Source organism: Streptomyces sp. KR55 (assembly GCF_052245645.1).
GTDB lineage: Bacteria > Actinomycetota > Actinomycetes > Streptomycetales > Streptomycetaceae > Streptomyces > Streptomyces flavusporus.
Genome location: NZ_JBQQCE010000459.1, coordinates 1 through 7,879, shown reverse-complemented (window position 1 = coordinate 7,879; position 7,879 = coordinate 1). Strand labels below are relative to the sequence as shown.

Sequence of the window (7,879 nt, the reverse complement as noted above, 5' to 3'; positions counted from 1 at the left end):
CTTGCGGCTCCCGGCATGGCAGCGGTCCTGCGCTACGCCCTCACCGACGTCGCCCCGGTGGTCAGCCTGTACGTCAACGACTACAACACGGCGGCGAGAAGGACGTACCGGAGAGTGGGCTTCCAGGAGGTCGGCGCGTTCATGAGCGTCCTGTTCTGAGGAACGTCAAGGTGACGTCCCAGGGGCGCGGGGAACTGCGCGACCGGGCCCCCACTCACCTGCACCGGGACGACGACAGTAACCCCCTGTACGCTCCCCCCATGCGCCTCCCCGGTCACGCCCCCCACCACCATGAAGACATCGTGATCGGCCCCCTCGACCTCCCGTCCAGGGTGGACGAAGCCCTCGCCGTCCAAGCGGTAGCGTTCGGCCTCGGCGCCGACGAGATCGCCGTACGCCGGCAGATCGTGCTGCGGCACATGACCTACCCGGGAGCCCGCGCCCTCGGCGCCACCACCCCTGACGGACGCCTCGTGGGTTTTGTGTACGGCATGCCCAACGACCGCACCCACTGGTGGTCCACCATCGTCGAGCCCTACCTCCGCGCCCAGGGCGTCGACGACTGGCTCGACAACTCCTTCGTGATCACCGAGCTGCATGTGCACCCGCGCTACCAGAACCGCGGTATCGGCCGTGCCCTGATCACCGCGATCACCGACACCGCCGACGAGCCCCGCTCCATCCTCTCCGCCATCGACACCGACAGCCCGGCCCGCGGCCTGTACCACTCCCTCGGCTACGTGGACCTCGCCCGCCAGGTCCTCTTCCCCAGCGCCCCCAAGCCGTACGCCGTGATGGGCGCCCCCCTCCCGCTCCGCCGCCGTTAGGGCCTGTCCGGCGGATCATGCCGCAGACGCGGGGTCTGGCACGCCCATCTGCGGCGTTGTCGTCGGTCGCCGACGCTCCGCGTCGACTCCCTCCTCCGCCTTGCAGCTGGACGCACCAGACCCCGCTCACCTGCGTTCAATAGGGCGCCGCCGATTTCCTGCGACCTGATCCGCCGGACAGGCCCTAACCGATTTCCACCGCCCCGCACCGCCCGGCTAACCTCCTTGCCATCACCCTTACCCGGCAGGAGTACGAGAACGATGGCGAACGCACCGGTCCAGCGCATGTCCCAGTTGATGGCGAAGACGCTGCGCGACGACCCGGCGGACGCCGAGGTCCTCAGCCACAAGCTGCTCGTCCGCGCCGGCTACGTCCGCCGTACCGCCGCCGGCGTGTGGACCTGGCTGCCGCTCGGCAAGAAGGTCCTCGCCAACGTGGAGCGCATCGTCCGTGAGGAGATGGACGCGATCGGCGCCCAGGAGGTGCTGCTCCCCGCCCTGCTGCCGAGGGAGCCGTACGAGGCGACCGGCCGCTGGGACGAGTACGGCCCCGAGCTGTTCCGTCTGCAGGACCGCAAGGGCGGCGACTACCTCCTCGGCCCCACCCACGAGGAGATCTTCACCCTCCTCGTGAAGGACCAGGTGTCCTCCTACAAGGACCTGCCGGTGATCCTCTACCAGATCCAGACCAAGTTCCGCGACGAGGCCCGGCCCCGGGCCGGCATCCTGCGCGGCCGCGAGTTCCTGATGAAGGACTCCTACTCCTTCGACCTCGCCGACGAGGGCCTCGCCGAGTCGTACGCCCTGCACCGCCAGGCCTACCAGAAGGTCTTCGAGCGCCTCGGCCTCGACTACCGCATCTGCGCAGCGACCGCCGGCGCGATGGGCGGCTCGAAGTCGGAGGAGTTCCTCGCCCCGGCCGGTGCCGGCGAGGACACCTTCGCGGACTGCCCCCACTGCGACTTCGCCGCGAACACCGAGGCGATCTCGTACGAGCTCAAGCCGGTGGACGCCTCCGACGTCCCGGCCGCCGAGGAGATCCCGACCCCGGACACCCCCACCATCGAGACCCTCGCCGCATCGCTCGGCGTCCCGGCCTCCGCCACCCTGAAGAACCTCCTCGTCAAGGTGGACGGCGAGATCGTCGCCGTCGGCGTCCCCGGCGACCGCGAGGTCGACATGGACAAGGTCGAGGCACACTTCGCCCCGGCGGTCGTCGAGATGGTCACCGAGGCGGACTTCGCGGGCCGCCCGGACCTGGTCCGCGGCTACGTCGGCCCGCAGGGCCTGGGCGAGAAGGTCAAGTACCTCGCCGACCCGCGCGTGGCCCCCGGCACCTCGTGGATCACGGGCGCCAACAAGGAGCACACGCACGCGAAGAACGTCGTCGCGGGCCGTGACTTCGAGGTCGACGAGTACGTGGACGTGGTCGTGGTCCAGGAGGGCGACCCCTGCCCGAAGTGCGGTACCGGCCTCAAGCTGGACCGCGCCATCGAGATCGGCCACATCTTCCAGCTGGGCCGCAAGTACACCGACGCCCTCAAGCTCGACGTCCTCGGCCAGAACGGCAAGCCGGTCCGCGTGACGATGGGTTCCTACGGCATCGGTGTCTCCCGCGCGGTGGCCGCCCTCGCCGAGCAGACCGCCGACGACAAGGGCCTGTGCTGGCCCAAGGAGGTCGCCCCGGCCGACGTGCATGTCGTCGCTGCCGGCAAGGCCCTGCAGACCGAACTCGCCCTCGAGGTCGCCGAGAAGCTCGCCGCGGCCGGCGTCCGCGTCCTGGTCGACGACCGGGCCGGTGTCTCCCCGGGCGTGAAGTTCACCGACTCCGAGCTGATCGGCGTCCCGCAGATCCTGGTCGCCGGCCGCCGCTCCGCCGAGGGCGTGCTCGAGCTGAAGGACCGCAGGACCGGCGAGCGCGAGGAACTCCCGGTCGACGAGGCGATCGCCCGCCTCACGGCGTGACCTTGCGGCCTCCGGGGACGGACGGTGGAAGCTGCTCGTCCCCGGAAGCGCCCGGCGGGCCTCACAACCAGCCCGCGAACTCCAGCAGCAGTTCCCCGTCCTGAGTCCGCCCCACCCGGCGGGCCCGCACCCCCGACTCCACGGCCCGGAACAACGTCCAGCCGCGCAGCCGCTCCTGGTCGACGTCCAGGGACTCGGCGAGGCGCTTGACGCGCCGGCGGGTCGTCGCGGCGCCCGAGGGCGAGGCGATCAGGTCCTCCACCCGGTCGCGGACGAGGCGGGCCAGATCGAACGCGCACTCCCCGACCACCGGGTCCGGCCCCACCGCCAGCCACGGCATCCGGTCCCCGGCGAGCACCTTGCTCTGCCGGAAGGTGCCGTGCAGCAGCCGGTGCTCGGGCGGTGCGCTCAGCAGCTCCGCACGGGCCGCGAGCGCCGCATCGACCAGCGGCGCCGCCTCCGGGTCGGCCGCGGTACTCGCCCGCATCGCCTCGGCCTGCCGCCCGGTCCGTTCGGCCACGGTCTCGAAGGTGTGCTGTTCCGGCGGCGCCACCCACAGCCGCCGCAGCGTGCCCGCCGCCTCCAGCAGCGCCTTCGCCTCCGGCAGCGACCGCACCGACACATCCGGATGCAGCCGCTCCAGCAGCAGCGCGCCGTCGTCGGCGACCGGTTCGAGCAGCTGGACGGCGCCCAGGCCGCCCCAGTGCGCAAGCGCGGCCCCCTCGCTCTCCGGCCGGGCCCGGGGCGGCGCCAGCTTCAGCACCGCGGGCGTCCCGTCCGCCCGCCGCACCAGCAGCACCAGGCTGCTCCGCCCGCCCGGCACCTGCACGCGTTCCACGGTCAACTCGCGTAGAGCAACGGCCCGTTGGGCCACCTCAGGCAGCTTCTCCAACCAGGCGTCACCGTCCGGTGCCGTCTCACCGAGCGCCCTGACCAGACGCTGCGGCGGTTCGAAAGCCATACGCGAGTCGATTCCTTCCTGTACGGGTTACGCCGTCGGCGCCGAAGCCGAAGGCGGTGCCGAGGCCGGGGGAGTGGCCGTTTCCGGCCCCGGGTTCGTGGCCGCCCGCTCGGCGAGACCAGGGAAGGCTACGCTCCCGCCGCGCCAGCGCACCGCCCGCACCGCCGCCTCCCGCAGCGCTGCCGCGGCTGTGCCCCGCAGGCCGCCCCCGGCCGCCCGCACCAGGTCGGAGTACACGCCGGCCACGCGTTCCTCCAGTTCGGCAGCGAGTCGTACGGCCGTCGTCGAGTCCGTCACCGGGAACGGCAACGCGTATCCGCCGGCCGCGGCGACCGGCTCACCGCCCAGGTCCCGCACCTCGCGCACCAGGGCGTCACGCCGCGCGCGATGGGCGTCGTACGCCGCCCGTGCCTCCGTGCGCCGACCTTCTTCGATCCTCCCGCCGACCACCCCGTACCCGTACACGGCGGCGTGCTCGGCGGCCAGCGCCGCCTGGAGTGCCCGCAGCTCCCCGTCCTCCGCCTCGCTCATCTCTCACCCTCCATCAGCAGGTACGCGTGCGCCGCCCCGGCCGCCGCCACCGAGGCCAGCAGCCGTGCCAGCTCGCCCGGCAGGTCGAGCAGCGCCTCGGCCCGCCGGTCCGCGAGCGCCCGCTCGGCGGCCGCGAGCCGCGCGAGCGAATCCTTCTCGCTGCCCGGCACCGAGGACGGCACCGAGGACGGCACCGGGGACGGCACCGGGGACGGTGCGGAAACCGTGGGCGACGCCTTTGCCATCGTGTCCCCGAACGCCTCGGCATGCCGCGCGGTCTCGTCCCGCAACGGCCGCAACCGCTCGGCCAGCGCGGGATGTACGGCCATCACCGCGTCGTACTCGTCCACGAGTCCGCTGCTGTCCCGGGCCGCACGCGCGCGTGCCCGGTCGGTGACGGACGGACCGCCGCCGGTGGCGCCGGAGTCCTCGGGCCCGCCGGAGCAGCCCGTGAGGAACACGACGCCCGCGGCCGAGGCGAGCAGGGTCCTTCTGCGCGGTCCCGAAGGGGTGCGCGGAGACAGGGGAAACGGCACGGCTGACGTCCTCGAAGGCTCGTACGAAAGGACAGGGCGGCATGCCCGTGATCACCGTACCCGCGCACACGTGTCCGACCACTCATCGGCACCGCTCGGACACAGGTGGACGGCAACACTCCCTGCGACCGGATACCCTTTGACCAGACACGCGACCAACCCACAACAGCACACGCGGCCGAGGAGTCACCCGGATGAGCACCACCCAGAGCGAGAGGCTGCGAGAACTGCTGGAACCGCTCGTCACCTCCCAGGGCCTCGATCTCGAAGAGATCGCAGTGGACTCCGTCGGACGCAAGCGGGTGCTGCGCGTCGTCGTCGACTCCGACACCGGAGCGGACCTGGACCGGATCGCCGATGTGAGCCGTGTGCTCTCGGCGAAGCTCGACGAGACGGACGCGATGGGCGAGGGCGAGTACACCCTCGAGGTCGGAACCCCGGGCGCGGAACGCCTCCTCACGCAGCACCGGCACTATGTGCGCGCCACCGGCCGGCTGGTGAGATTCCAGCTGGCTGAGGGCGAAGAGCTGGTGGCCAGAATCCTCACCGTCGACGACGAGGGCGTCGACCTCGAGGTGCCCGGGATCAAGGGACGCAAGCCCACCGCGCGCAGGCTGCCCTTCGAGGACATCGCCAAGGCACGCGTCCAGGTCGAGTTCAGCCGCAAGGACAAGAAGGACATGAAGGAAGAGGAGGAGGCGTAGCCGTGGACATCGACATGAGTGCCCTGCGGGGCTTGGTTCGGGAGAAGGAGATCTCCTTCGACCTGCTCGTCGAAGCGATCGAGGCGGCCCTCCTCATCGCCTACCACCGCACCGAGGGAAGCCGCCGACGCGCGCGCGTGGAGCTCAACCGGGAGACCGGACATGTGACCGTGTGGGCGAAGGAGGACCCCGAGGACCTCGAGGAGGGCCAGGAGCCCCGCGAGTTCGACGACACCCCGTCCGGTTTCGGCCGGATCGCCGCGACCACCGCCAAGCAGGTCATCCTGCAGCGGCTGCGCGACGCCGAGGACGACGCCACGCTCGGTGAGTACGCCGGCCGCGAGGGCGACATCGTCACCGGCGTGGTGCAGCAGGGGCGCGACCCCAAGAACGTGCTCGTCGACATCGGCAAGCTGGAGGCGATCCTGCCGGTGCAGGAGCAGGTGCCGGGCGAGACGTACCCGCACGGCATGCGGCTCCGCTCGTACGTCGTACGGGTGGCGAAGGGCGTGCGCGGTCCCTCGGTGACCCTGTCCCGGACGCATCCCAATCTGGTGAAGAAGCTGTTCGCCCTGGAGGTGCCGGAGATCGCCGACGGCTCGGTCGAGATCGCGGCCATCGCGCGTGAGGCCGGTCACCGCACCAAGATCGCCGTCCGCTCCACCCGGTCGGGTCTGAACGCCAAGGGCGCCTGCATCGGCCCCATGGGCGGCCGGGTGCGCAACGTGATGGGCGAGCTGAACGGCGAGAAGATCGACATCGTCGACTGGTCTGACGATCCGGCGGAAATGGTGGCGAACGCGCTGTCCCCCGCGCGGGTGTCCAAGGTCGAGGTCGTGGACATGGCGGCCCGCTCCGCGCGTGTGACGGTGCCGGACTACCAACTGTCGCTGGCGATCGGCAAGGAGGGGCAGAATGCCCGGCTTGCGGCCCGCCTCACCGGCTGGCGGATCGACATCCGTCCGGACACCGAGCAGCCCGGGGAATAGATCCAGGCCGCAGGGCGCTAGGAACACGACAGATCTGTGTGCAGCAACTGTTCGATCTCTGCCCCAAAGGGGTGAGGTCGGTACGGGGAGGTAGACTTAACCGTGTCTGGCCGGACGCCTGCCCGCGCATGCCCTGAACGCACGTGTGTGGGGTGCCGGGAGCGAGCGGCCAAGACGGATCTGCTGCGCATCGTGGCGATCAAGGACGCATGTGTCCCTGATCCTCGCGGTACGCTGCCCGGCCGGGGTGCGTATGTGCACCCCGCCCTGGTCTGTATCGACCAGGCGGTGCGCCGCCGGGCGTTCACGCGGGCGCTGCGCGCCCCGGGTGCGCTCGACACAAAGGCGTTGCGCCGGTACGTCGAGCAGACAACAGTTGCTGAGCAGGCAACACCGTAAGAAGCGTCGTGCGGAACCCCGCGCGGCCCTGGTACCTCGCGAGTCGAAAGCAGGTCGAGATTGCGATGAGCACTCGATGAGTACGCGATGAGTACGCCCATGAAGTAGCGACGGTCCGGCCGCAACCCGGACCTAAAAGGAGCGAAGTGGCTAAGGTCCGGGTATACGAACTCGCCAAGGAGTTCGGCGTCGAGAGCAAGGTCGTCATGGCCAAGCTCCAGGAACTCGGTGAATTCGTCCGATCGGCGTCTTCGACGATCGAGGCGCCCGTAGTACGCAAACTGACTGACGCCTTCCAGCAGGGTGGTGGCAACGGCAAGTCCGCCGCGAAGCCCGCCCCCAGGAAGGCCGCCCCCAAGCCCGCCGCGCCCTCTCCGGCGCAGGCGGCGCGTCCGGCTGCGCCGCGGCCGGCCGCACCCAAGCCCCCGACGGCACCGCAGCCGGCGGCACCCGCGGCCCCTGCGGCGTCCGCGCCGGCCCCCGGCCCGCGTCCGGCGCCGGGCCCGAAGCCCGCGCCGCGTCCGGCTCCGGCTGCCCCGGAGTTCACCGCTCCGCCGGCGGCCCCGACCCCGGCCCCGGCCGCCGCGTCCGGCCCCAAGCCCGGCGCGCGTCCCGGTGCCCCCAAGCCCGGCGGCCGTCCCGGTGGCCAGGACCGACAGGGCGGCCAGCGTCCCGGCGGTCAGGCTCCGCGTCCCGGCGGCGGCGCACCGCGTCCCGGTGCCCGTCCGGCCGGTCCGCGTCCGGGCAACAACCCCTTCACCTCCGGTGGCTCCACCGGTATGGCGCGTCCGCAGGCGCCCCGTCCGCAGGGACAGCGTCCCGGCGGTGCCGGTGCTCCCGGCGGCGGTCCCCGTCCGCAGGGCCCCGGTGCCCAGGGCGGCGGTCCGCGTCCGCAGGCTCCGGGCGGTGCCCGTCCGAGCACGGGCTCGATGCCGCGTCCGCAGGGCGGCGGCCCGCGTCCCGGTGG

Annotated in this window: 10 protein-coding genes; 7 read left to right on the top strand and 3 right to left on the bottom strand. The window is 71.9% G+C overall.

What is annotated here, in order from left to right:
• The 3 genes from ACTWQJ_RS41770 to ACTWQJ_RS41760 form a co-directional block, all read left to right on the top strand.
• Positions 1 to 159: GNAT family N-acetyltransferase (locus ACTWQJ_RS41770; RefSeq protein WP_443311639.1), on the top strand; the 159-nt coding region annotated here is incomplete at its 5' end.
• Between the two features lie 101 nt (positions 160 to 260).
• Positions 261 to 827, top strand: coding sequence for a GNAT family N-acetyltransferase (locus ACTWQJ_RS41765; RefSeq protein ID WP_443311638.1), 567 nt, complete (start codon positions 261 to 263; stop codon positions 825 to 827).
• A gap of 261 nt (positions 828 to 1,088) precedes the next feature.
• A complete protein-coding gene (locus tag ACTWQJ_RS41760) occupies positions 1,089 to 2,792 on the top strand; it encodes a proline--tRNA ligase (protein ID WP_443311637.1) in 1,704 nt (567 codons plus the stop codon).
• Between the two features lie 61 nt (positions 2,793 to 2,853).
• Here ACTWQJ_RS41760 and ACTWQJ_RS41755 read toward each other — a convergent pair whose 3' ends face one another.
• Genes ACTWQJ_RS41755 through ACTWQJ_RS41745 form a run of 3 tightly spaced genes read right to left on the bottom strand, consistent with a single transcriptional unit; the run spans position 2,854 to position 4,820 of the window.
• Positions 2,854 to 3,753, bottom strand: a complete 900-nt coding sequence (locus ACTWQJ_RS41755) for an aminoglycoside phosphotransferase family protein (RefSeq protein ID WP_443311636.1) — start codon at positions 3,751 to 3,753, stop codon at positions 2,854 to 2,856.
• A 27-nt stretch (positions 3,754 to 3,780) separates the two neighbouring features.
• Positions 3,781 to 4,284 carry a ferritin-like domain-containing protein gene (locus ACTWQJ_RS41750; protein ID WP_443311635.1) on the bottom strand — a complete coding sequence of 168 codons (504 nt, stop codon included), beginning with the start codon at positions 4,282 to 4,284 and terminating at the stop codon, positions 3,781 to 3,783.
• On the bottom strand, positions 4,281 to 4,820 hold the full coding sequence (locus ACTWQJ_RS41745) for a hypothetical protein (RefSeq protein ID WP_443311634.1): 540 nt from the start codon (positions 4,818 to 4,820) through the stop codon (positions 4,281 to 4,283). Before ACTWQJ_RS41745 ends, ACTWQJ_RS41750 begins: the two co-directional genes overlap by 4 nt.
• Positions 4,821 to 5,014: 194 nt before the next feature.
• On the opposite strand from ACTWQJ_RS41745, the gene rimP reads away from it, so the two are divergent.
• The 4 genes from rimP to ACTWQJ_RS41725 form a co-directional block, all read left to right on the top strand.
• On the top strand, positions 5,015 to 5,524 hold the full coding sequence (rimP, locus tag ACTWQJ_RS41740; RefSeq protein WP_224735947.1) for a ribosome maturation factor RimP: 510 nt from the start codon (positions 5,015 to 5,017) through the stop codon (positions 5,522 to 5,524).
• A gap of 2 nt (positions 5,525 to 5,526) precedes the next feature.
• Positions 5,527 to 6,513, top strand: coding sequence for a transcription termination factor NusA (nusA, locus tag ACTWQJ_RS41735; RefSeq protein WP_443311633.1), 987 nt, complete (start codon positions 5,527 to 5,529; stop codon positions 6,511 to 6,513).
• Positions 6,514 to 6,615: 102 nt separating this feature from the next.
• The gene (locus ACTWQJ_RS41730; protein WP_129801141.1) at positions 6,616 to 6,912 is read left to right on the top strand and encodes a YlxR family protein; all 297 of its coding nucleotides are present in this window, start codon (positions 6,616 to 6,618) and stop codon (positions 6,910 to 6,912) included.
• Between the two features lie 146 nt (positions 6,913 to 7,058).
• A partial coding sequence (locus ACTWQJ_RS41725) for a translation initiation factor IF-2 N-terminal domain-containing protein (RefSeq protein WP_443311632.1) occupies positions 7,059 to 7,879 on the top strand: 821 nt, incomplete at its 3' end.

Bases quoted from the DNA above. Each gene is read 5' to 3' on its own strand.
- ACTWQJ_RS41765 (WP_443311638.1), top strand. From the start codon at position 261: ATGCGCCTCCCCGGTCACGCCCCCCACCACCATGAAGACATCGTGATC.
- ACTWQJ_RS41760 (WP_443311637.1), top strand. From the start codon at position 1,089: ATGGCGAACGCACCGGTCCAGCGCATGTCCCAGTTGATGGCGAAGACG.
- ACTWQJ_RS41750 (WP_443311635.1), bottom strand. From the start codon at position 4,284: ATGAGCGAGGCGGAGGACGGGGAGCTGCGGGCACTCCAGGCGGCGCTG.
- rimP (WP_224735947.1), top strand. From the start codon at position 5,015: ATGAGCACCACCCAGAGCGAGAGGCTGCGAGAACTGCTGGAACCGCTC.
- ACTWQJ_RS41755 (WP_443311636.1), bottom strand. From the start codon at position 3,753: ATGGCTTTCGAACCGCCGCAGCGTCTGGTCAGGGCGCTCGGTGAGACG.